At 64.5% G+C, this 19312-nt stretch carries 20 protein-coding genes; 6 read left to right on the forward strand and 14 right to left on the reverse strand.

Annotated features, from left to right (window positions below; genetic code table 11):
- Positions 1–28: 28 nt before the first annotated feature.
- The 6 genes from ACVMB0_RS16425 to ACVMB0_RS16450 form a co-directional block, all read right to left on the reverse strand.
- Positions 29–757, reverse strand: coding sequence for a LamB/YcsF family protein (locus ACVMB0_RS16425; RefSeq protein ID WP_461346956.1), 729 nt, complete (start codon positions 755–757; stop codon positions 29–31).
- A 93-nt stretch (positions 758–850) separates the two neighbouring features.
- Positions 851–2038, reverse strand: a complete 1188-nt coding sequence (locus tag ACVMB0_RS16430) for an ABC transporter substrate-binding protein (RefSeq protein WP_461346957.1) — start codon at positions 2036–2038, stop codon at positions 851–853.
- A 30-nt stretch (positions 2039–2068) separates the two neighbouring features.
- Positions 2069–3142 carry a branched-chain amino acid ABC transporter permease gene (locus ACVMB0_RS16435; RefSeq protein ID WP_461346958.1) on the reverse strand — a complete coding sequence of 358 codons (1074 nt, stop codon included), beginning with the start codon at positions 3140–3142 and terminating at the stop codon, positions 2069–2071.
- Between the two features lie 3 nt (positions 3143–3145).
- Positions 3146–4060, reverse strand: coding sequence for a branched-chain amino acid ABC transporter permease (locus tag ACVMB0_RS16440; RefSeq protein ID WP_461346959.1), 915 nt, complete (start codon positions 4058–4060; stop codon positions 3146–3148).
- Position 4061: 1 nt separating this feature from the next.
- On the reverse strand, positions 4062–4784 hold the full coding sequence (locus ACVMB0_RS16445) for an ABC transporter ATP-binding protein (RefSeq protein ID WP_461346960.1): 723 nt from the start codon (positions 4782–4784) through the stop codon (positions 4062–4064).
- Entirely contained in the window at positions 4781–5554 is a 774-nt protein-coding gene (locus ACVMB0_RS16450) for an ABC transporter ATP-binding protein (protein ID WP_456749856.1), read from the reverse strand. The genes ACVMB0_RS16445 and ACVMB0_RS16450 overlap by 4 nt, the downstream gene beginning before the upstream one ends.
- A 100-nt stretch (positions 5555–5654) precedes the next feature.
- Between ACVMB0_RS16450 and ACVMB0_RS16455 the strand changes: the two genes are divergently transcribed.
- Positions 5655–6575 (forward strand): LysR substrate-binding domain-containing protein, encoded by a 921-nt coding sequence (locus ACVMB0_RS16455; RefSeq protein ID WP_456749855.1) that lies wholly within the window; start codon positions 5655–5657, stop codon positions 6573–6575.
- Between the two features lie 57 nt (positions 6576–6632).
- On the opposite strand, the gene ACVMB0_RS16460 is transcribed toward ACVMB0_RS16455, so the two are convergent.
- The 4 genes from ACVMB0_RS16460 to ACVMB0_RS16475 all read right to left on the reverse strand — a co-directional run bounded on the left by ACVMB0_RS16460 (position 6633) and on the right by ACVMB0_RS16475 (position 10082).
- The gene (locus ACVMB0_RS16460) at positions 6633–7451 is read right to left on the reverse strand and encodes a MetQ/NlpA family ABC transporter substrate-binding protein (RefSeq protein ID WP_456749854.1); all 819 of its coding nucleotides are present in this window, start codon (positions 7449–7451) and stop codon (positions 6633–6635) included.
- Positions 7452–7505: 54 nt separating this feature from the next.
- Positions 7506–8846 carry an LLM class flavin-dependent oxidoreductase gene (locus ACVMB0_RS16465; RefSeq protein WP_456749853.1) on the reverse strand — a complete coding sequence of 447 codons (1341 nt, stop codon included), beginning with the start codon at positions 8844–8846 and terminating at the stop codon, positions 7506–7508.
- 27 nt (positions 8847–8873) lie between these two features.
- Positions 8874–9746, reverse strand: a complete 873-nt coding sequence (locus ACVMB0_RS16470; RefSeq protein ID WP_456749852.1) for a class I SAM-dependent methyltransferase — start codon at positions 9744–9746, stop codon at positions 8874–8876.
- 123 nt (positions 9747–9869) lie between these two features.
- Positions 9870–10082, reverse strand: a complete 213-nt coding sequence (locus ACVMB0_RS16475) for a hypothetical protein (protein WP_456749851.1) — start codon at positions 10080–10082, stop codon at positions 9870–9872.
- Between ACVMB0_RS16475 and ACVMB0_RS16480 the strand changes: the two genes are divergently transcribed.
- From ACVMB0_RS16480 to ACVMB0_RS16500, 5 genes are all read left to right on the forward strand, one after another.
- Positions 10081–11517 carry an FAD-dependent oxidoreductase gene (locus ACVMB0_RS16480; protein WP_461346961.1) on the forward strand — a complete coding sequence of 479 codons (1437 nt, stop codon included), beginning with the start codon at positions 10081–10083 and terminating at the stop codon, positions 11515–11517. The two genes, ACVMB0_RS16475 and ACVMB0_RS16480, sit on opposite strands and share 2 nt — an antisense overlap.
- A 97-nt stretch (positions 11518–11614) precedes the next feature.
- A complete protein-coding gene (locus ACVMB0_RS16485) occupies positions 11615–12544 on the forward strand; it encodes a TauD/TfdA dioxygenase family protein (RefSeq protein WP_456749849.1) in 930 nt (309 codons plus the stop codon).
- Positions 12545–12560: 16 nt separating this feature from the next.
- Positions 12561–13616, forward strand: a complete 1056-nt coding sequence (locus ACVMB0_RS16490) for an ABC transporter substrate-binding protein (RefSeq protein ID WP_456749848.1) — start codon at positions 12561–12563, stop codon at positions 13614–13616.
- The gene (locus ACVMB0_RS16495) at positions 13613–14479 is read left to right on the forward strand and encodes an ABC transporter ATP-binding protein (protein ID WP_461346962.1); all 867 of its coding nucleotides are present in this window, start codon (positions 13613–13615) and stop codon (positions 14477–14479) included. Before ACVMB0_RS16490 ends, ACVMB0_RS16495 begins: the two co-directional genes overlap by 4 nt.
- Positions 14466–15338, forward strand: coding sequence for an ABC transporter permease (locus ACVMB0_RS16500; protein WP_461346963.1), 873 nt, complete (start codon positions 14466–14468; stop codon positions 15336–15338). Before ACVMB0_RS16495 ends, ACVMB0_RS16500 begins: the two co-directional genes overlap by 14 nt.
- Positions 15339–15347: 9 nt before the next feature.
- Here ACVMB0_RS16500 and epsC read toward each other — a convergent pair whose 3' ends face one another.
- From epsC to ACVMB0_RS16520, 4 genes are all read right to left on the reverse strand, one after another.
- The gene (gene epsC, locus ACVMB0_RS16505; RefSeq protein ID WP_461346964.1) at positions 15348–16301 is read right to left on the reverse strand and encodes a serine O-acetyltransferase EpsC; all 954 of its coding nucleotides are present in this window, start codon (positions 16299–16301) and stop codon (positions 15348–15350) included.
- Between the two features lie 17 nt (positions 16302–16318).
- The gene (locus tag ACVMB0_RS16510) at positions 16319–16891 is read right to left on the reverse strand and encodes a flavin reductase family protein (RefSeq protein WP_461346965.1); all 573 of its coding nucleotides are present in this window, start codon (positions 16889–16891) and stop codon (positions 16319–16321) included.
- Between the two features lie 136 nt (positions 16892–17027).
- A complete protein-coding gene (locus ACVMB0_RS16515) occupies positions 17028–18257 on the reverse strand; it encodes an acyl-CoA dehydrogenase family protein (RefSeq protein ID WP_461346966.1) in 1230 nt (409 codons plus the stop codon).
- Between the two features lie 42 nt (positions 18258–18299).
- Entirely contained in the window at positions 18300–19304 is a 1005-nt protein-coding gene (locus tag ACVMB0_RS16520; protein WP_461346967.1) for an NrtA/SsuA/CpmA family ABC transporter substrate-binding protein, read from the reverse strand.
- Between the last annotated feature and the right edge of the window lie 8 nt (positions 19305–19312).

The following is a 19312-nucleotide window of genomic DNA, read 5'->3' on the forward strand; positions in this document are numbered from 1 at the left end:
GAGAATCTTGCTTCGTTGCCGCGACCGTTCAGCGCGCGGTGAGATAGGGGCGGACCGCTTCGCGGACGGCCTCGGCGATGGCGACCGCATTCGGCGTGTCGGAGTGGATGCAGATCGAATCGGCGCCGACCACGATATCGTTTCCCGCCACCGTGCGCGTCTTGCCCTCATTGACCGCTCTTGCGCACCTTGTGGCAGCGTCGGCCGGATCCTTGGCCTCGTGCTCGCGGGTGATGATCAGGCTGCCGTCGCCATTGTAGTCGAGATCGGCGTAATATTCGGCGACGAAAGCGTGGCCGCGCCGCTCGTAAACCTGCTGGTGCAGCGTTCCCTTCATGCCGAGCAGCGGAACCTTGTAGACGTCGGCGGCGTCCGCGATGGCGTCGGCGATCTCCTCGTTGCGCGAGGCCATGCCGTAGAGCGCACCGTGCGGCTTGATGTGATTGAGCGGCATGCCTTCGGCATCGAGGAACGCCTTGAGCGCGCCGATCTGGTAGAGCAGGCAGTTGGCCAGCTCCTCGCGATCGATCTTCATCTCGCGGCGGCCAAAGCCCTGCAGATCCGGCAGCGAGGGGTGCGCGCCGACCTTGACGCCGAACTGCTTGGCGAGTTGCACCGTCTTGCGCATGTGATTGAAGTCGGAGGCATGAAAGCCGCAAGCGACGTTCGCGACGTCGATATGGGGCATCAATGCCTTGTCGTCGCCCATCTTGTAGAGGCCGTAGGCCTCGCCCATGTCGCAGTTGATCACGACCATCTCCTTGGTTCCTTCCAGCAGCATTGCAAAAATACGAAGGCTGCGCCGCCCCCGGTCGGCAGCAGGTGCGGCCGGGCGCGGCGCGTTGCCGGCTTATTTCGACACCAGATAATCCAGTGGAATCTTCTCCGAGATCGTCCACTGGTCGATCACCTTCGGCTTGCCGGCCTCGGTGTCGACGATCAGGTAACGGCCCTGGTTCTGGTGGTGGATGTCCTTGCTGAAGGTGCGCGGCCCGAACAGTGTGGCCTCGTTGTTCATCTTCTCGAGCTCGGCCACGACCGCCGCCGCATCGGTCGACTTGGCGCGTTCGACCGCCTTGGCCCAGACGTCGATCAGGACGTAGCCCGGATAGACGTACTGGCTGGACGGGTCGCCGCCGGTGACCTCCTTGTACTTCTTGTTGAACTCGTTGACCTTCGGGTTCGGATCGTCGCCATAGACCGAGCCCTGCACCGGAACATAGAAATTCGAGAGGTCGGGAACGGCGTTCATCCAGTAGCTGCCGTCGACGCCCGAGCCGTTGAGGATCATCGACTTGATGCCGGCGGCGCGGATCTGCTTGATGGCGGAGACGGCGCCCGGCATCATCGTGCAGAGCATGATGGCGTCGGGTTCTGCCGGCAGGCTCTTGATCCGCGTGATCTGCGAGGCGATCGAGGCATCGTCGTTCTTGAAGGTGTCGCTGCCGACCAGCTTGGCCTCCTTCAGGCGCGGCAGCATCCAGTCGAAGCCGTCGCAAATGCCCTTGTTGTAGACCGTCCAGCTGTCGAGCAGCCGGTAGAAGCTGCGCGCGTTCTTCTTGGTGTAGGCCCATTCCGACATCGTCGCGCCCTGCACCGGCGCGAGCACCGAGGCCGAGAACGAGAACGGGCCGACGCCGGGAATGCCGGCCTTGATCGATTCGGCACAGAGGAAGAAGGACACCTTGCCGGCGGCTTGCGCCTGTAGCGCCGCGGGCGCGCCGAAATCGTAGTCGCAGGAGACGATCACGAGGTCGGCGCCCTGGTCGAGCACCGCAAGACCGGCCTTGGCGCCTTCGGCCTGGTCGGTCTTGGTGTCGGCAAACACCGGCTTGATCTTCTTGCCGAGCAGGCCGCCGGCCTTGTTGATCTCGTCGATCCGGATCAGCGCCGCGTCCTGCGCCGGCTTGTCATAGGCTTGCATGAAGCCGGATGCCGCGGTGGCAAATCCGACGACGATCTCGTCGGCCGCCTGCGCCGGCGTGAACCAGAGCGTGGCTGCTCCGGCCAAGATGCTGAGTAATGTCGTAACGCGCATAACCCACTCCTCCAATTGTATAAACAAGCGTCAGTGCAGTTCCTTCAGTGCGGTCTGGACCGGCCGTGTCAGGCGCCGCTGCAACGGCCATCGACGCCAGGAGAACTCCCGGTTGCGGGTCAATCCGGTCGGCAGGTACATCAGGATCGCGATGGTGATGATGCCGATTGCGATTTCCTGGACGCCGTTCGGCAGGCCGATGGTGTGCCCGCCGAGGCTGACGCCCTTCTCGAGATCGCGGAACAGCTCGATCAGCACCGATATCGCAACCACGCCGGAGACGGCTCCGCTGAGGCTGTACATGCCGCCGACCACCAGCATCGACAGCGTGATGAAGGTGGTGCGCAGATAGAATGCGCCGGGATTGACGATGCTCAGGAAATGCGCGTACAGCGCGCCGGCGAGCCCGATGATGAAGGCGCTGACGACGAAGGCAATCAGCCGCTCGCGGACGATGTCGATGCCGGAGGCGCTGGCCGCGACCGATTCATCGCGGGTCGCGCGCAGTGCCAGGCCCGAGCGAGAGATCGAATAGAGATAGGCGATCGCGATCGCCACCGCGCCGCCGATCCATGCGGTCCAGACGTTCATGGTGGGCGGAATGCCGACGATCGAACCTTGCCCGCCGGTCACAGAATCCCAGTTCGAATAGACATTGTTGATCACGCCAAGCAGGCCGAAGGTCGCGATCGAGGCCGCAATGCCCGACAGGCGCATGATGACCCGCCCGACGATCAGCGCGAACAGCGCTGCAAACAGGCCGGAGATCGGCGTCGCGACCCACATCGGCAGCTGAGTGTGGAGCAGCCACGCCGGCAGGCCCTTGAGCGTGATCGACTTCATGACCGGCGGAATGGTGAGCCAGGCGGTCATATAGGCGCCGAGGCACATGAAGCTGATATGGCCGAACGACAGCAGGCCGGAATTGCCGACGAAGACGTAGAGCCCGACCACCACCATGATGTTGATAAACATCTCGACCACGGTGCGGTTGAAGGCGCGGCTGCCGAATTGATAGGACAGGGCAGCCATGATGAGCAGCGCCACGATCAGCACGATCGGCGTGATGATCGTTTGCCGGATGACGGACGGCCGCTGCGACATCGATCAGACCCTCTGCTTGGCGGATTTCGGTGCGAACAGGCCCTGCGGCCGCACCAGAAGGACGGCAATGACGGCGCCGTAGACGAAGGCGTCGCGGAACACGCGGGCATCATGCGGCAGGGTCGCCTGGAATACGACGCTGGCCGCACCGATCAGGAAGCCGGCGGCGACGGCGCCGGGAATGCTGCCGAGGCCGCCGATCACGGTCGCGATGAACGCGATCAGCATCACATTGGCGCCCATGCCGATGTCGGCGGTGCCGGAATTGGTCGCCAGGATCAGGCCGATCGCCGCCGCCAGCATGCCGCTGATGGCGAAAGCCAGCAGGATCACGCCGTTGGCGCGAACCCCGAGCATGCGCGCCATGGTGAAATTGTCGGCGGCGGCGCGCATCTCGAGCCCGTAGCGCGTGCGCTTGAGGAACAGCACGAGGATCACCAGCACGGCCAGCGTGATGATGATGGTCACGACCTGGAGCATCGGGATGTGGGCGCCGAGGAATTCGACCGGCAGGCCGAGGCTCGGCCACAGCGTGATCGACTTCGGCCGGCTGGAGAACAGCATCAGCAGGAGATGGCGGATCACGAAGCCGAGCGCGAAGGATGCGATCATCATCGTCGCCGGATTGGCGTTGCGGAAGCGGCGGAAGACGACGATCTCCGACAGGATCGACAGCGCGGCGCCGATCAAGAGCAGAAGCGGGATCAGCAGGTAGAACGGCAGCTGGCCGGCAAACACGATCGCCGCCGCGTCGATCGACGGCCACAGCATCGCGAAGACGCAAAAGGCGATGAAATCGCCGTGGGCAAAATTGACCAGCCGCATCACGCCGAAGATCAGCGCGATGCCGAGCGCGCCGAGGGCATAGAGGCTGCCGAGGCTCAGCGCGTCGAAGATGATCTGGAGCAGCTCGCGCATCTCAGTGATCTCCGAAGCCGAAATAGGTCTGCTTCAGGCGATCGTCCCTGACCATCTCGGCCGCGGGGCCCTCCAGCACGATGCGTCCGCCGCGGATCAAGACCATCCGCCCGCCCGTCATCATGGCGCGTGTCGAGCTCTGTTCGACGATCAGCAGCGTGAGCCTGCGATGGGCCCGCAACCGCAGCAGGATCTCGTAGACCTGGTCGATGATCTTCGGCGCGAGGCCCAACGATGGTTCGTCGATCGCCATGATGCGCGGCGCGGCCATCAGCGCGCGGCCGATCACCAGCATCTGCTGCTGGCCGCCGGAGAGCATGCCCGCCGGGGTGTGGCGGCGCTCCGCCAGCATCGGGAATTCCTGGTAGACCTGATCGAGGTCGCCTGCGATTGTCTTGCGGTCGGCCCGCATGCCGGTGCCGACCTTCAGATTTTCATCGATCGTCAGCGCGCCGAAGACGTTGCGTCCCTCCGGCACCAGCGAAAATCCACGCCGGGCAATGTCCTCGGGTGCGGCACCCGTGATCTCCGTGCCATCGATCTTGATCGAGCCGGAACCGGGCGGTACGACGCCCGCGATGGCGTTGAGCAGCGTCGACTTGCCGGCGCCGTTCGGGCCGGTCACGAACAGGATCTCGCCCTCGTCGACCGTCAATGTCACGCCGCGGAGCGCCGTGAGGCGCCCATAGCTGACCGTGATGTCATTGACGGCGAGTGCGGTCATGACGCGACAGCCACGTCGGCAGTCACCTGCGCAATCAACTCGTCGCGCTGCGTGCCCATATAGGCATGCCGCACCGCGTCGCTGTCGCGGATCTGTGCGGGCGGGCCGACTTCGATGACCTCGCCGGAGTCGAGCACGAAGATGCGCTCGCACAGCTCGAGCACCAGGCCGATATTGTGCTCGATCAGCAGCACGCCGACATTGAGCTCGCTTGCGATCCGCCGGATGATGGCGGCGAGCTCGTGGCTCTCGAGTTCCGACATTCCCGCCGCCGGTTCGTCGAGCAACAGATATCGCGGCGTGCACATGATGGCGCGGCCGATCGCAACACGGCGCTCGTCCGTATAGGGCAGCGCGCCCGCAATGGTGTTGGCGAGATGCGAGATGCCGAGCCAGGCCATGACCCGCTCGGCTTCGCTGATCGCGTCGGGCCGGCCCTGGCCGAGACCGACGCCGGTCACTTCCAGGTTGTCCATGACCGGCAGATCGCGGAAAAGTCGACCCGACTGGAACGTCCGCGCCACGCCTTTGCGCCGCAATTTGTGCGCCGCAATGCCGTTGAGCGTCTCGCCCTCGAGCTCCACGGTGCCGGCGCCGACCGGCTGGAAGCCGGTCAACACATTAATAAGGGTGGTTTTGCCGGCGCCATTGGGGCCGATCAGTCCGGTGATGCGCCCGCGCGGGATGGCCAATGTCACGTCGGACAGCGCTTTCAGGCCTTCGAATTGGACGCTGACACCGCGCGCGACCAATTCCAAACCGTCCGCCATCATCGCAACGCCTTTTCGCCCGCACCCAACGGATTGATTTTTCCGTTCCGTCGCGGGATTGTAAAATTCGAAATATCGTTCGCTGATATCGGAAAATTTTATGTCTCTGACGTTCCGTCAGGTTCGGCATTTTATCGCGACGGCGGAGAGCGGACGCGTTTCGGCGGCCGCGGCCGCGTTGAGCGTGACGCAGTCGGCGGTCACCTCATCGATCAAGGCCCTCGAGGCCGAGCTCGGCCGCAAGCTGTTCGACCGCCATTCCAATGGCGTGACGCTGACCTTTGACGGCCACGAATTCCTGCAGCGCGCCCGCGCCATCGAGGCGAGCGTGTCAGACGCGATCCGGGGACCGCATCGCTGGGGAACACAGGTTGACGGCACCGTCGACGTCGCCGTGAGTTACACCGTCGCCGGATATTTCCTGCCGCCGCTGCTGTCGCGGTTCTGGCGGTCCTTTCCGGGCATCACGGTCCGGCTGCACGAGTTTCAACGCGACGCGATCGAGCAGAGCCTGATCAGCGGCAGCGTCGATGCGGCGATCATGCTGATCGCGAACCTGCACGACCGCAACTCGATCCGCTCGCGGCTGCTGCTGCGCTCGCCGCGCCGGCTGTGGACATGCGTCAATCATCCGCTGCTGCGCAAGGACAGCGTCAAGCTGACCGACCTGTCGAGCGAGCCCTATCTGATGCTGACCGTCGATGAAGCCGAGCGTTCGGCGATGCGTTATTGGCAACATACGGCGCATGTGCCGAACGTCATCTTCCGCACCCTGTCGGTCGAAGCGGTGCGCAGCATGGTCGCGACCGGCATGGGGATCACCATCCTTTCTGACATGGTCTACCGTCCCTGGTCGCTGGAGGGACATCGCATCGATCTCAAGACCCTCGACGACGATGTCCACACCATGGATGTCGGGTTGGCCTGGAAGAACGAGGCGAAGCTGTCTCCGGCGGCGCGCGCGTTCTGCGAGTTCGTCGCCCATTCCTATCCCGGCGCCGAGCCGGTCGAGTTCGACTGACCTCCGCGGAAGCGGCGGGGCAGCGGCTGCTCGCAAGCCGCCGCAACTTTCGGACGCTCATTTCAGGTAATCGGGCAAGGTAAACCCGTCATAGAATCGATCCGACAGGATCGCGGTCTTGAAGGTCTGCGATTTGTAGCCGGCGACGATATCCTGCGCCCACGCAGAATCCGCATTGGCCTTCTTCACCGCGACCACGTTGATATAGGGCGTCGTCATCTTCTCCAGCGCGAAGGCATTGGTCAGCTTCAAGCCGCTGTAGATCGCGAAGTTGCCCTGGATGGCGGCGAAATCGACGTCGTCGAGCGCGCGTGGCGCCTGTGCCGCTTCCAGCGGCACGATCTTGATGCCGCCGGGATTCTTGATGACGTCGAGTTCGCTGACATCGACCGGTTTGGAGTCGCGGATCTCGACGAGGCCGAGATCGCGCAGGATCCAGAGCGCGCGCTGCAGGTTGACGGGATCGTTGGGCACGGCCACGGTCGAGCCCGGCTTGATCGGCGAACCCACCGCGTGCTTCTTCGAGTAGAGCCCCATCGGCGGCGTCGGAACGTGAACGATGCCGACCAGGTCGGTCTGCTGCCGCTCGTTGTACGAGTTCAGGAAGATCGTGTGCTGCATGACATTGGCGTCGATCTCGCCCTTGAACACGGCATTGTTCGCCTCCAACCCGGTCGAGAACTCGACATAGCGGATATGGTAGCCCTTCTTCTCCAGCTCCGGCGCGACGCCGACCTTGAACTCGTCGATGTAAGGGCCCGGCACAAAGCCGACCTTCAAGTCTGGCCGGGCTGATGTCTCAGCGTCCAAGGCTGCGCCGGACAGCACGACGAAGGTGGCGAGGGCCGACAGGAAGCGGATACGCGCGGTGGTCATTGGAATCGTCAAATCCTTGGTTTCTGGGCAAATGTCACTGGACTCGCGGACGCGTCAGGCGATCGCCTTGATCGATCCGGAGAACAGGCTTTCCGGCCGGTTCAGGCCGTAATGGTCGCGCAGCGTCGTGCCGGTGTACTCGTCGCGGAACAGGCCGCGCTTGCGCAGGATCGGCACCACCTGCTCGGCGAACAGATCGAAGCCGCCGGGCAGCCAGGGCGGCATCACGTTGAAGCCGTCGGCCGCGCCGTTCTCGAACCAGGCCTGGATGTTGTCGGCGATCTTCTCCGGCGGACCCGCGATCACCCAGTGACCGCGCGCGCCCGCCAGCCGCTGCACCAGTTGACGGATGGTCGGCTTCTCGCGATCGACGATGTCGACCACGAGCTTGAAGCGGCTCGCCACCCCGCGGGCGCTGCCGGTGTCGATCAGGTGGCGCGGGAAGGGGCCGTCGAGATCGAAGCCGGAGAGGTCGAGCCCGATCATCTGGCGCAGCTGGGTCAGGGAATATTCCGGCTGGATCAGCTCGTTGAACTCGTCCTGCAGCCGGTCGGCTTCGACCTGGTTGCTGGCGATGAACGGGCTGATGCCGGGCAGGATCTTGACCTGATCGGGGTTGCGGTCGAAGGCGCGGGCCTGTCGCTTGATGTCGGCATAGAATTCCTGGGCGCTGGCCAGCGTTTGATGCGCGGTGAAGATCGCTTCGGCAAAGCGCGCGGCAAAGGCGCGTCCATCATCGGACGAGCCGGCCTGGACATAGACCGGCCGTCCTTGCGGCGTCCGTGAGATGTTGAGCGGACCGCGCACCCGGAAATGCTTTCCGATGTGATCGATCGCGTGAATCTTGCCGGTGTCGGCGAATACGCCCGACGCGGGATCGTTCACCACGGCGTCGTCTTCCCAGCTGTCCCACAGCCGGGTGATGACATCGAGATATTCCCGCGCCCGCTCGTAGCGTTCGTGGTGCGGCGGATGCTCGGGCAGGCCGAAGTTCTGCGCCGCCTGGGCGGTGCTTGTGGTGACGATGTTCCAGCCGGCGCGGCCGCCGCTGAGATGATCGAGCGACGCGAACAGGCGCGCAAGGTTGTACGGCTCGGTGTAGGTCGTCGATGCCGTCGCGATCAGGCCGATGCGCTTGGTCGCGACCGCGATCGCGGCCAGCCAGGTGATCGGCTCGAAGCGGAAGCGCTGCGCATAGCGGACATTGTCGGCGAGCGCCGGTCCGTCGGCGAAGAAGATCGCGTCGAATTTCTGGGCCTCGGCGCGCTGCGCCAGCTCCTGGTAGTAGGTGACATCGAGGATTCGATCCGCGGCAGACCCCTTGTAGCGCCATGCCGCCTCGTGATGGCCGCCGGGATAGATGAAGAGATTGAGGGAAAGCTGCCGTTTGTTCATGTCGAGGCTCGCGAGTTGTGCTCGTTGTTACTGGGGCGGCGCCTTGTGCGCGAACGCGAAGCGCAAATAGCGCTCCAGCCTCAGGCCCTCCGGCGTGCGCTTCTCCTCGACGAGGCGCGCAAAGGCGCGACGAACCTGCTCACGCTCGTGCGGCGTGAACGATTCGAGGAAGTTGCCGAACGCGCTCGCTTCGGACCATTGCAGCAGCGATGCGGCATCGTCGTGGATGTCGACCAGCGCCCGCAGCTCGCTGCGGTACCCGATAAAGCCGTGTGCGGCGAACGACGATTTGAGCTCCTCGTCCGTCGACCCGAGCACCGGGTTGGAATCGCGGCGATCGCCGGCAAGACCGGCTTCGACGATGGCACGACGGAGCAGCAGACGCGACTGGTGCGGGTGGGACGGATCCTGCACATTCAATCCAAGGCGGCCCCCGGGCTTGAGCACCCGCCGGATCTCGCGCAGGGCGCGGTCCTTGTCGGAAATCCAGTGGAAGACGCTGTTGAGGTAGACCGCGTCGAACTGCCCGTCGTCGAAGCCTGAGAGGTCCTCGGCCCGCCCGGTCGCGAACTGGAGGTTATTCCCCTGCCGAAGGCGCGCGATTTCGATCCGTCCGGCGAGCGGATCGATTCCGATCACGTGGCCGTTCGGGCCGACCAGTCCGGCCACGAACTCCGCAAGCCGGCCCGTTCCTGTCCCGATGTCGAGCACGCGCTCGCCCGACTTGATGGCGAGCGGTCCGATCAGGAACTTGCCGTGGCGGAATTGAACAAGCCCCGCCTCGTCATAGGAGCGGGCGAGCTCCGGCGTGTCGTGGTCAAGGCTGATGTCGCCACCGGTTCGAGGCATGACGAGGGACCCATCGTTTCGCGGCGCCACGTCCGGCGCGATGCGTTGCATCGAACCTTATGTCGGCAACGGTGAAATGAATTTGCGTTGTTTCGTGGCGGGCGAGCATGAACGTGACGAGTTCGTCGCCGATCGGAGACGACTGCGGTCGACTTGATCGCGCAAGCCGAGGATTCAAGCGGAGTTGCCGGCAGGCCGCTTCGATTTCGGCTGCTGCAATGCACGTGGGATGCACGGGCGAGCGATGATCACTTCAAATATTTCGTTGCCTGCATCTCCAACGACGCGAACATTGCCCGGCGTGGAAAACAAAGCTGGTTTCGTTTCATTGACTGAACGTCGATCGCTTTTACGATTTGCGGTGTCAAAGCGAGGTTGTCCCTGCATGCCGCAATCCGATCCTGACAGCGTCGCCCGTGAAGCCCTGCGGCTGATCGGGCCCGACCCGCAGAACTGGGTCCCCGATCGCGACGGACTGGATCATAACGTCGTTGTGGTCGGCGGCGGTCAGTCCGGCTCGACCTTCGCATTCGCGCTTCGGCGGGCAGGGATCGGCAAGGTCTCCGTCATCGATGCCGCGGCCGATGCCGGCAAGGCCGGCGTGTGGTTGACGAGCGCGCGCATGCACAAGCTTCGCACGCCAAAGACGCTTCCGGGTCCGGAACTCGGTCTGCCCGGTCTTGGCTTCCAGGCGTGGTATGAGGCGCGTCATGGCGCCGCCGCCTTCGATGCGCTCGATCGGATTCCACGGCTCGACTGGGCGGCCTATCTCGACTGGTATCGTCGGGCGACCGGCGTCACCATTCGGTACGGCACGCGACTGCTCCGCATCGAGCCCGCGACCGATCATTTGCGGCTGCACCTGGAGCGCAACGGCGCCGCGGTCGTCGAAACCACACGCAAGCTCGTGCTTGCAACCGGCTTCGCCGGCAGCGGCGGCGCTTACGTTCCTGATGTGCTGCAGGCGCTGCCGAAGCGTTTCCATGCGCACACGTCGGAGAAGATCGATTTCAGGACGCTGCGCGGCCTTGCCGTTGCGGTGATCGGGAGTGCGGCGTCGGCCTTCGATGCAGCGGCTGTGGCGCTTGAGGCCGGAGCACGGGAGGTTCGTCTGTTTGCCCGCCGCGAGGTGCTGGCCTCGCTGCCGGTCATCCGGATCCGTGGCTATCCCGGTGCTTACGACAACTATGCCAGTCTGCCCGACGCAGTGCGCTGGCGTCAGGCGATCCGGTTCCGGCAGGCCGGCTCGACCCCGCCGCCGGACGCGATCTCGCGCGCGGTGGCATTCCCCAACTTCCACCTGCATCTCGGCGCGCCCCTGCTCTCGGCGCGGTTGAAGGGTGTGCGGCCGGCCGTGACGACCCCGCACGGCGAGTTCGCGTTCGATTTCGCGATTGCGGGGACAGGCTATTCGGTCGATCTCGGCGCGCAGCTCGAGTTGCGCGACTTCGCCGATGAAATCCTGCTGTGGCGGGATCGCCTCGCGCCGCAGGATGGCGAGACCGACGATACGCTTGCAGCCTATCCTTATCTCGGCGCCGGGCACGAATATCTGGAGAAGGTGCCGGGCCGCGCGCCCTATCTGAAGGACATCCACGTCTTCAACCCGGCGGCGTTTGTCAGCTTCGGCCTGCCGATCGGCGACGTTCCAAGCTTCAAGCGGGACATTCCGGGAATCACGGCCAGGATCAGCCGCGATCTGTTTCTGGCCGACCTTGCATCTCACGAAGCCCGCATCAACGGGGAAATTGCGGAAGACTTTGCCGCCGAGCTCTATGCGCCGGCCGTCTGGCGGCCGCCGCGGCCGGTCGCGGCGGAATAGCGACGCTTACGGTACATCATTCATCTCCGCCGTCGCTTCCGCGACCGGCGTATGGCGGAGCCTTGTCCTCGGGATCGCGGCGACGAGAGCAAAAACCATGAGCAGCACGACCACCATCGACAACGTCATTCCACGCGCCGATATCGTCAAGCGCGCCGCCCGGCTTGGTGCCGAGATCAGGAATGTGAAGCTGTCGGGCGATCTTCCTGACCCCGTCGTCCGTGCGATCAACCAGGTGCTGCTCGAGCACAAGGTCATCTTCTTTCACGATCAGGGGCATCTCGACGATGCCGAACAGGAGCGTTTTGCGGTCCGGCTCGGCAAATTGGTGCCGCATCCGACCATCGGCGCCAGCAAGGGCACGTCGTCGATCCTCGAGCTCGACTCGGGGCGGGGCGGTGGCCGCGCGGATCAGTGGCACACCGACGTCACATTCGTCGATGCCTATCCGAAGATCTCCGTGCTGCGCGGCGTGGTGATCCCGCCCTATGGTGGCGACACGGTCTGGTCGAACACGGCGGCCGCCTATCTCGACCTGCCTGCACCGCTGCGCAAGCTCGCCGACGAACTCTGGGCGGTTCACAGCAATGCCTATGACTACGCCGTGAAGTCGCGCGCCACCGACGCCGACAGAAAGCATTTCGACGAGGTGTTCACCGGAACGATCTATGAGACCGAGCATCCGGTCGTGCGGGTGCATCCCGAGACCGGCGAGCGTACGCTCGTGCTGGGAAATTTCGTGCAGCGCTTCGTCGGTCTGCCGAAATATGACGGCCAGAAGCTGTTCGACCTGTTCCAGTCCCACATCACGTCCCCGGAAAACACCGTGCGCTGGAGCTGGCGGGCCGGAGACGTTGCGATCTGGGACAATCGCGCGACTCAGCATTACGCCGTCAACGACTACGGCGATCAGCATCGCGTGGTGCGGCGCGCGACCATCGATGGCGAGGTACCGGTCAGCGTCGACGGCCGCCATAGTGTGACGCGCATCAAATCGCCGAAGCCGCAGGCCGCGCAGGCGGCCTGACGATCGGAGCAACACGATGAACGCCATCATTCGAATCCTTCGCGCGCGGCGAGCGGCCGCGCGCCGCGCTGCGCGACTGCTGCTGGCCGGCGCTCTTGCATTCGGTCTGACCGCTCCGGCCTTCGCCGAGCTGCCGCTTGAGAAGACCGAGATCCGCTATCAGGGTTGGGCCGGGCAGGTGACATTCACCGAGCTTGCCGAGGATCTCGGCTATCTGGCACCGCTCAAGCTGAAATGGGTCGGCAACACCATCAGCGGACCCCAGGACATCCAGACCGTCGTCACCGGCGACATCGACATCGGCGGTGCTTTCTATGGCGCCATCATCAAGTTGATCGCAGCGAAAGCACCGATCAAGGCGGTGGTCGGCTATTACGGCTCCGACGCCAACACCTATTACGGCTACTTCGTGAAGGACGACCGTCCGATCAAGGCGGCTCGCGACCTGATCGGCAAGAAGGTCGCGGTCAATACGTTGGGCGCCCATCTGGAGTTCGTGCTGCGCGAGTATCTGGCGCGAAACGGCCTCAGCGCCGGCGAGGCCAAGCAGGTGACATTGGTGGCGGTCCCGCCCGTCACCGGCGAGCAGGCGCTGCGCCAGGGGCAGGTCGAGGTGAGCGCGCTGAGCGGCGTGTTGCGTGACAAGGCGCTGGAACGCGGCGGCATCCGCTCGCTGTTCAACGATACCGACCTGTTTGGTCAATTCACCGGCGGAGCCTATGTGCTGCGGGAGAAGTTCATCAAGGACAATCCGAACACCGCTCGCAAGCTGGTGGAGGGTATCTCGCGCGCCATCCAGTGGGCGCAAACGACACCGCCGGACGAGGTGCGGGCCCGGTTCGACCGGATCATCGCCGAGCGCAAGCGCAACGAGGATGCCTCCTCGATCAAATACTGGAAGAGCACCGGCGTTGCGTCCAAGGGCGGCGTGATCTCGGATGCCGAGCTCCAGGTCTGGATCGACTGGCTGGTCAAGGATGGGTTGCTCAAGCCGGGCCAGATCAAAGCCTCGGACGCCTATACCAACGAGTTCAACTATTTCCGCCCCGGAAAGACGGCGGAGGCGCGATGACTTCGGTCAAGATCAGCTTTGACAAGGTCCGCAAGGAGTTCGTCACGCGAGGCGAAGGTGGCCGCCCGGCGGGCCGCTTCACCGCGCTCGAGGACATCACGTTCGATGTGCACGCAGGCGAATTCCTTGCCCTGGTCGGTCCAAGCGGTTGCGGCAAATCGACCTTGCTTGATCTTTTGGGCGGGCTTGCAACGCCGACCAGCGGACGCATCCTGCTCGATGGGCGGCCGATCGTCGGGCCGGGACGCGACCGCGGCGTCGTATTCCAGCAATACGCGCTGTTTCCCTGGCGCACGGCCGCGCAGAATGTCGAGTTCGGGCTTGATATCGCCGGACTCAAGTCGAAACAGCGCGGAGATATCGCGCGGCACTTTCTCGACCTGGTCGGCCTGTCCGGTTTTGCCGACCGTTATCCGCACGAGCTTTCCGGCGGCATGAAGCAGCGCGTCGCGATCGCGCGGAGCCTTGCCTATGATCCGGAAGTGCTGCTGATGGACGAGCCGTTCGCCGCGCTCGACGCCCAGACCCGCGAAACGTTGCAGGTCGAGTTGTTGCGGATCTGGCGCGCCACCGGCAAGACGATCATCTTCATCACCCATGGCATCGACGAGGCGGTCGTGCTCGGCCAGCGCGTCGCGGTCATGACGTCGCGTCCGGGGCGGATCAAGCAGATCGTCGATATCCCGGAGCCGTTGCGCAGCGAGGCCGAGGACGTGCGTTCGCTGCCGGAATTCGGCCGTGTGCGTCATGAGATCTGGAGCCTGCTCCGCGAGGAAGTGCAGAAGGCGCAGCAGGGACAATCGGTGGGGAGCGCGGGCCGTGTCGACCGCGACGTGAAGGAGCTTGCTCATGTCCAGCCTTGAAATGTTGCCATTGCTGGAGCTCGCGCATGGGCGGCGAGAGGCGCTCACGGGAGCGGAGCGTCGGCCGTTACCGTGGTTGAGCGCGCGCGTCGCGATCCGCGGCCTGGCTGCTTTGGGGCACCGCTCCCTGTTGCTGATCGCACTGTTGGCCATCTGGGAAGCGGCTCCGCGGCTTGGCCTGATCGACGCGGTGTTTCTGCCGCCATTCTCCGATGTCATCGCCGCAGGCTGGCAGCTCGCGCAAAGCGGTGAGCTCTATGATGATGTCTCCGCGAGCCTGCTCCGCGCCCTCAGTGGGTTTCTGGTATCGGTCGGGTTGTTCGTCCCGCTGGGGCTGGCCGTCGGCTGGTACACAAGGCTCGGCGACCTCCTGAACCAGTTCATCGAGATCTGTCGGAATACCGCGCCGCTCGCGCTGCTACCGGTGTTCATCCTGCTGCTTGGAATCGGCGAGCTCTCGAAGATCACGATGGTGGTCTATAGCTGTGCCTGGCCGCTGCTGCTCAACACCATCGCCGCGGTGAAACAGGTCGATCCGCTCTTGATCAAATCGGCGCGGACGATGGGTGCGACGCCGCAGCAGCTGTTCCGCAAGGTGATCCTTCCGGCGGCGCTGCCAACGATCTTTGTCGGCATACGTCTCGCCAGCGCTTCGGCGATGCTGGTGCTGGTCGCATCCGAGATGGTCGGCGCCAAGGCCGGTCTCGGCTATCTCATCATCAACAGTCAGTACAGCTTCCTGATCCCGCAGATGTATTTCGGCATCATCGGGATCACCGTCATCGGGCTGGGGTTCAACGCGATCCTGGAGGCATTTGAGCGCCGCTTGATGCGATGGAAGGCGCCGGTCACGACCTGAGATCGCGGTTCAGGCGCCGCTTGGGCTGTTTCGTGCGGTGGCCTGCGTCACGATGCTGTTCGGCGGCACGTCCTTGGTCAGCCAGACATTGCCGCCGATGGTCGACCCGCGGCCGATCGTGATCCGGCCAAGAATGGTTGCGCCGGCATAGATCACGACGTCGTCCTCGACGATCGGGTGACGGGCGTCGCCCTTGATCACATGGCCCGCGTCGTCGGTCGGGAAGTGGCGCGCGCCGAGTGTGACCGCCTGATAGACCCGGACGTTGTTGCCGATGATGGCGGTCTCGCCGATCACGACGCCGGTGCCGTGATCGATGAAGAAGCCGGAGCCGATCCGGGCGCCGGGATGAATATCGATGCCGGTCCTGGTGTGGGCGATCTCCGACATCAACCGCGCCACCAGCCGGGCGCCGATCTGGTAGAGCAGGTGGGCAAGGCGATGGTGGATGATGGCGGTCATTCCGGGATAGCCGATCAGGATCTCGGGAAAATTCCGCGCCGCCGGGTCGCCGACGAACGCCGCCCGCAGATCGTTGATCAGAAGCCCGCGGACCAGCGGCAGCTGGGCGGCGAAGCCGCGCGTCAGCTCGATCGCCTCCTCATGCACAAAGCCCGGCTCAAGCTCATCGCCGACGAACAATGCGCCGCGATGAATCTGCGCGCTGAGCGAATCCAGCGCCGTGCTCAGCGTGTTGCCGACGAAATAGTCGATGTTCTCGCCGTCGAGATCCGATTGGCCGTAGTGGCGCGGAAACAGCGCCTCGGTGAGGCCGTCGAGGATCGCCTCCAGCGCATCGCGCGAGGGCGCACGGCGAGGCTCGCCGTCGCGCCGGATGCTGTGGGTCTCCTCGCGCGACGTGCGCAACTCGGCCACGATCCGGTCGAGCTGCCAGCGGCCCGGCGCTCTGCCGACCCTGCCGGCTGACGATGGAGAAGACGGCGGTAGCGTTTCGCGCTTCATGCTGGACCTTCCGTGTCCTAACGGACATGCGCCAGGGGAATGCTGACTTCGGCCAACAGGTCGAGATCGGCTTCGTGATCGATCTGAACATACTGTCCGTTCCAGTAGGTGAGGCCGGATAGCCGATGCGACAGTTCCATGCTGGAGAGGCGGCCGACGATGATGCCGTGGGAATGCCGCTCGATGATCTCCTCGACCTGGCATTCGACGACGGCAAGCGACCGCCGCAGCAGCGGCACGCCGGAGGCTCCATGCGTCCAGTCGGTGCCGTCGAAGCGCTCTCGGCCTCTCAGCTGGCTGTTGCTGAAGCGCTCGGCCAGGGCCTGCTGGTCCGAGCCGAGGATGTTGACGCCAAACAGCCGACGGTGGGCAATCGGTGCGAACGAGGATGCCTGCCGGTTGATGCTGACCAGGAGCCGGGGCGGGCTGGCGCTGAGCGAGGTCAGCGAGGTCACCGTCATGCCGGTGATGTCCTCGCCCTGTCCGGCGGTGATGATGCAGACGCCGCCGGGGAGCCGGCGCATGACAAGGCGGAATTGACGCTCGATCTCGTGGTCGGCGTCGACGAGATGGATATCCGGCCTGCTCATCGGGTGACTCCCTTGTCTTGCCGCGCCGGATCGGGCTCCGCTAGAGCGTTTTCGAGCGAAGTGGATACCGGTTCGCGTGAAGAAAACGCGTCAAACAGGAATCTAGGGCTCCGTTCCGATGCATCGGAACGGAGCCCTAGAAGAAGCCCTTGGCGGGCAGCGGCGTGCCGCTGATCTCGTATTGTCCGATCGAGCGTGTCTTGAAGGTGTTCGGATTGTGCGACGCCAGCGTGCGCGCGTTGCGCCAGTGGCGGTCGAAATTGGTCGCCTTCTTGGTGGCGGATGCGCCGCCGACGTCGAACAGCAGGCTGCCGCTTCGGATCGCGAATTCGTCCGCGACGATCTTGGCCTTGGCCGACAGCAGCGCGGCCTTGTGCGCCGCGTCGACGGCGTTCGCATTTCCCGCATCGAAAGCGTCGGTGGCGGCATCGAGCGCTTCGGCGGCTGCGAGCACGACCGTCTCGGCCGCGAATGCGCCGCTTGCGATCTGGCCGACGGTCTGTTGCAGCAGTGGATCGTCCGCCGGAACCTCGCTCGGCGCGTAGTAGAACGTCCGCTTGCGGGTTCGCACCAGGTCGGTGGCATCCCGCAGCACGGCGCGCGCGATGCCGGCATTGATCGCGGTCAGGAACAGCTGGGCAAACGTGTTGGAGTAGGGAATGCCGTAACCGACATCCGGCGCATCGAACACGACTTCCTGCCGCTTGACGCGCACATTGCGGAAATGCGTGGTGCCGGTCGCCGTCAGCCGCTGCCCGAGGCCGTCCCAGTCGTCGACCAGCTCGATGCCGTCGCGCTTGACCGGAATCAGCACGGCCGCGTTGGTCGCGGATGCATCGGCGGTGCGGACCAGCACGTAGTCCGAATACAGCGTCCCGGTGCTGTAATATTTGGTGCCGTTGAGCAGGTAATCGTCGCCGTCCGCGGTGAGTGTCGTGTTCGGCGTCACATTGCCGACCTTTGGTGTGTCGAGCTCGGTCGCCGCAAGGCCGATGATCGCGCCCTCGGCGACCGCCTTCTGCCACTGTCTGTGCTGCTCGTCCTTCGGCCGGCGCACCAGCCGCTCGACGACGCTGAAATGGTTGCGCAGGATATGCGCGACATTGGCGTCGGCTTCGCCGAGGCGGATGACGATCTCGAACAGGGCGCGGATCGACAGGCCGGCGCCGCCGGCCTCGAGCGGAAGCCGCAATGCGCCAAGCCGGGCTTTGCGAATGAGATCGATCTCCGCAAACGGCAGCACGCGCTCGCGTTCGCGCTCGCTGGCTCCTTCCGCGATATGGCCGAGCAACGCGTCGATGTCGAGCGCATGATTGCCGAGGCGGTCGGAGGCCTCCAGCGAGGTGGCGGTGACGGGCTTGTTCATGGATGTGTTCCGAATGGCGGTGATTGAATTGACGGTTGTTGATCAGACCTGGGCCAGGTGGTCGGTGACCTTGATCGGCTCCGGGAGCACCTTGCGTGCGACCAGCCAGTCGGCGGCGCGTTGCAGCTCGGCAAGGAAGCCCTCGTCATTGGCGGCGAAGTAGCGATACTGCCGGTTCAGCGCGATGAACTGGTCGCGGACCTGGTCGCTGTACTTGCCGGCCTTCTGCGCGACGTATTCGGCGTCCTTGCTGTTCTCGGAGATCCATTTGCCTTCGGCGCGGAAGGCATCATTAACAGCGCGGACCAGCGCGGGATTCTCGGTCGCGAATTTCCTTGTGGTCAGATAGGACGTGTAGTCGATCTGGAACTCGAGATCGCGGCCTTCCAGGAAGATATCGTGCGCCTTGTATTCGAGCCGGGCGATGTCGACGCCGGGGCTCCACATCGACCAGGCGTCGACCTTGCCGGAGGCCAGCGCAGGCGCGGCATCCGGCGGATTGAGGTAGACGAACTTCACCTTGGAGCGGTCGACATTGTGCTTCTCGAGCGCTGCGACCAGCAGGAATTCGCCGAGACCGGAGCGGTTCACCGCCACCGACTTGCCCACGAGATCCTCGACCTTGCTGATGCCGGAGTCATCCCGCGCGATGATCGCGGTGGTGCGCGGCTCGTAGACCACGAACTGGGTGAACACCAGCGGCGAGCCGGCAATGATCGCGGCGAGCGCCGGCGTCGTGCTGCCGCCAAAGCTGAAATCGGCGCTGCCGCCGGTCACGGCCTGCAGCGTCGGGGCATGATTCGGGAACGGTCCCAGCCACTCGACCTTGATGCCGTCCTTGGCCAGCAGCTTCTCGAACTCGCCGCGTTCCTTGGCGATCAGATTGAGTCCGCTCAGGCCCCATGTCAGCCGCACCGTGTCGGTGACGCGGCCGCTCGCCGCCTGTGTGGACTCGCAGAAGTCGAAACCGGCGAGCGCGCCGATGCCGAAGGCCGCGCCGCCAAGGAAGCTGCGACGGGTGGGCTTGGTGAGCTGGGAGGGAGACATCGAATGGT

This window comes from Bradyrhizobium sp. USDA 4451 (genome assembly GCF_054822585.1).

Excerpts from the sequence above, each read along its gene's own strand:
- ACVMB0_RS16425 (WP_461346956.1), bottom strand. The coding sequence starts at position 757 with ATGGTCGTGATCAACTGCGACATGGGCGAGGCCTACGGCCTCTACAAG.
- ACVMB0_RS16430 (WP_461346957.1), bottom strand. The coding sequence starts at position 2,038 with ATGCGCGTTACGACATTACTCAGCATCTTGGCCGGAGCAGCCACGCTC.
- ACVMB0_RS16435 (WP_461346958.1), bottom strand. The coding sequence starts at position 3,142 with ATGTCGCAGCGGCCGTCCGTCATCCGGCAAACGATCATCACGCCGATC.
- ACVMB0_RS16440 (WP_461346959.1), bottom strand. The coding sequence starts at position 4,060 with ATGCGCGAGCTGCTCCAGATCATCTTCGACGCGCTGAGCCTCGGCAGC.
- ACVMB0_RS16445 (WP_461346960.1), bottom strand. The coding sequence starts at position 4,784 with ATGACCGCACTCGCCGTCAATGACATCACGGTCAGCTATGGGCGCCTC.
- ACVMB0_RS16450 (WP_456749856.1), bottom strand. The coding sequence starts at position 5,554 with ATGGCGGACGGTTTGGAATTGGTCGCGCGCGGTGTCAGCGTCCAATTC.
- ACVMB0_RS16455 (WP_456749855.1), top strand. The coding sequence starts at position 5,655 with ATGTCTCTGACGTTCCGTCAGGTTCGGCATTTTATCGCGACGGCGGAG.
- ACVMB0_RS16460 (WP_456749854.1), bottom strand. The coding sequence starts at position 7,451 with ATGACCACCGCGCGTATCCGCTTCCTGTCGGCCCTCGCCACCTTCGTC.
- ACVMB0_RS16465 (WP_456749853.1), bottom strand. The coding sequence starts at position 8,846 with ATGAACAAACGGCAGCTTTCCCTCAATCTCTTCATCTATCCCGGCGGC.
- ACVMB0_RS16470 (WP_456749852.1), bottom strand. The coding sequence starts at position 9,746 with ATGCAACGCATCGCGCCGGACGTGGCGCCGCGAAACGATGGGTCCCTC.
- ACVMB0_RS16480 (WP_461346961.1), top strand. The coding sequence starts at position 10,081 with ATGCCGCAATCCGATCCTGACAGCGTCGCCCGTGAAGCCCTGCGGCTG.
- ACVMB0_RS16475 (WP_456749851.1), bottom strand. The coding sequence starts at position 10,082 with ATGCAGGGACAACCTCGCTTTGACACCGCAAATCGTAAAAGCGATCGA.
- ACVMB0_RS16485 (WP_456749849.1), top strand. The coding sequence starts at position 11,615 with ATGAGCAGCACGACCACCATCGACAACGTCATTCCACGCGCCGATATC.
- ACVMB0_RS16490 (WP_456749848.1), top strand. The coding sequence starts at position 12,561 with ATGAACGCCATCATTCGAATCCTTCGCGCGCGGCGAGCGGCCGCGCGC.
- ACVMB0_RS16495 (WP_461346962.1), top strand. The coding sequence starts at position 13,613 with ATGACTTCGGTCAAGATCAGCTTTGACAAGGTCCGCAAGGAGTTCGTC.
- ACVMB0_RS16500 (WP_461346963.1), top strand. The coding sequence starts at position 14,466 with ATGTCCAGCCTTGAAATGTTGCCATTGCTGGAGCTCGCGCATGGGCGG.
- epsC (WP_461346964.1), bottom strand. The coding sequence starts at position 16,301 with ATGAAGCGCGAAACGCTACCGCCGTCTTCTCCATCGTCAGCCGGCAGG.
- ACVMB0_RS16510 (WP_461346965.1), bottom strand. The coding sequence starts at position 16,891 with ATGAGCAGGCCGGATATCCATCTCGTCGACGCCGACCACGAGATCGAG.
- ACVMB0_RS16515 (WP_461346966.1), bottom strand. The coding sequence starts at position 18,257 with ATGAACAAGCCCGTCACCGCCACCTCGCTGGAGGCCTCCGACCGCCTC.
- ACVMB0_RS16520 (WP_461346967.1), bottom strand. The coding sequence starts at position 19,304 with ATGTCTCCCTCCCAGCTCACCAAGCCCACCCGTCGCAGCTTCCTTGGC.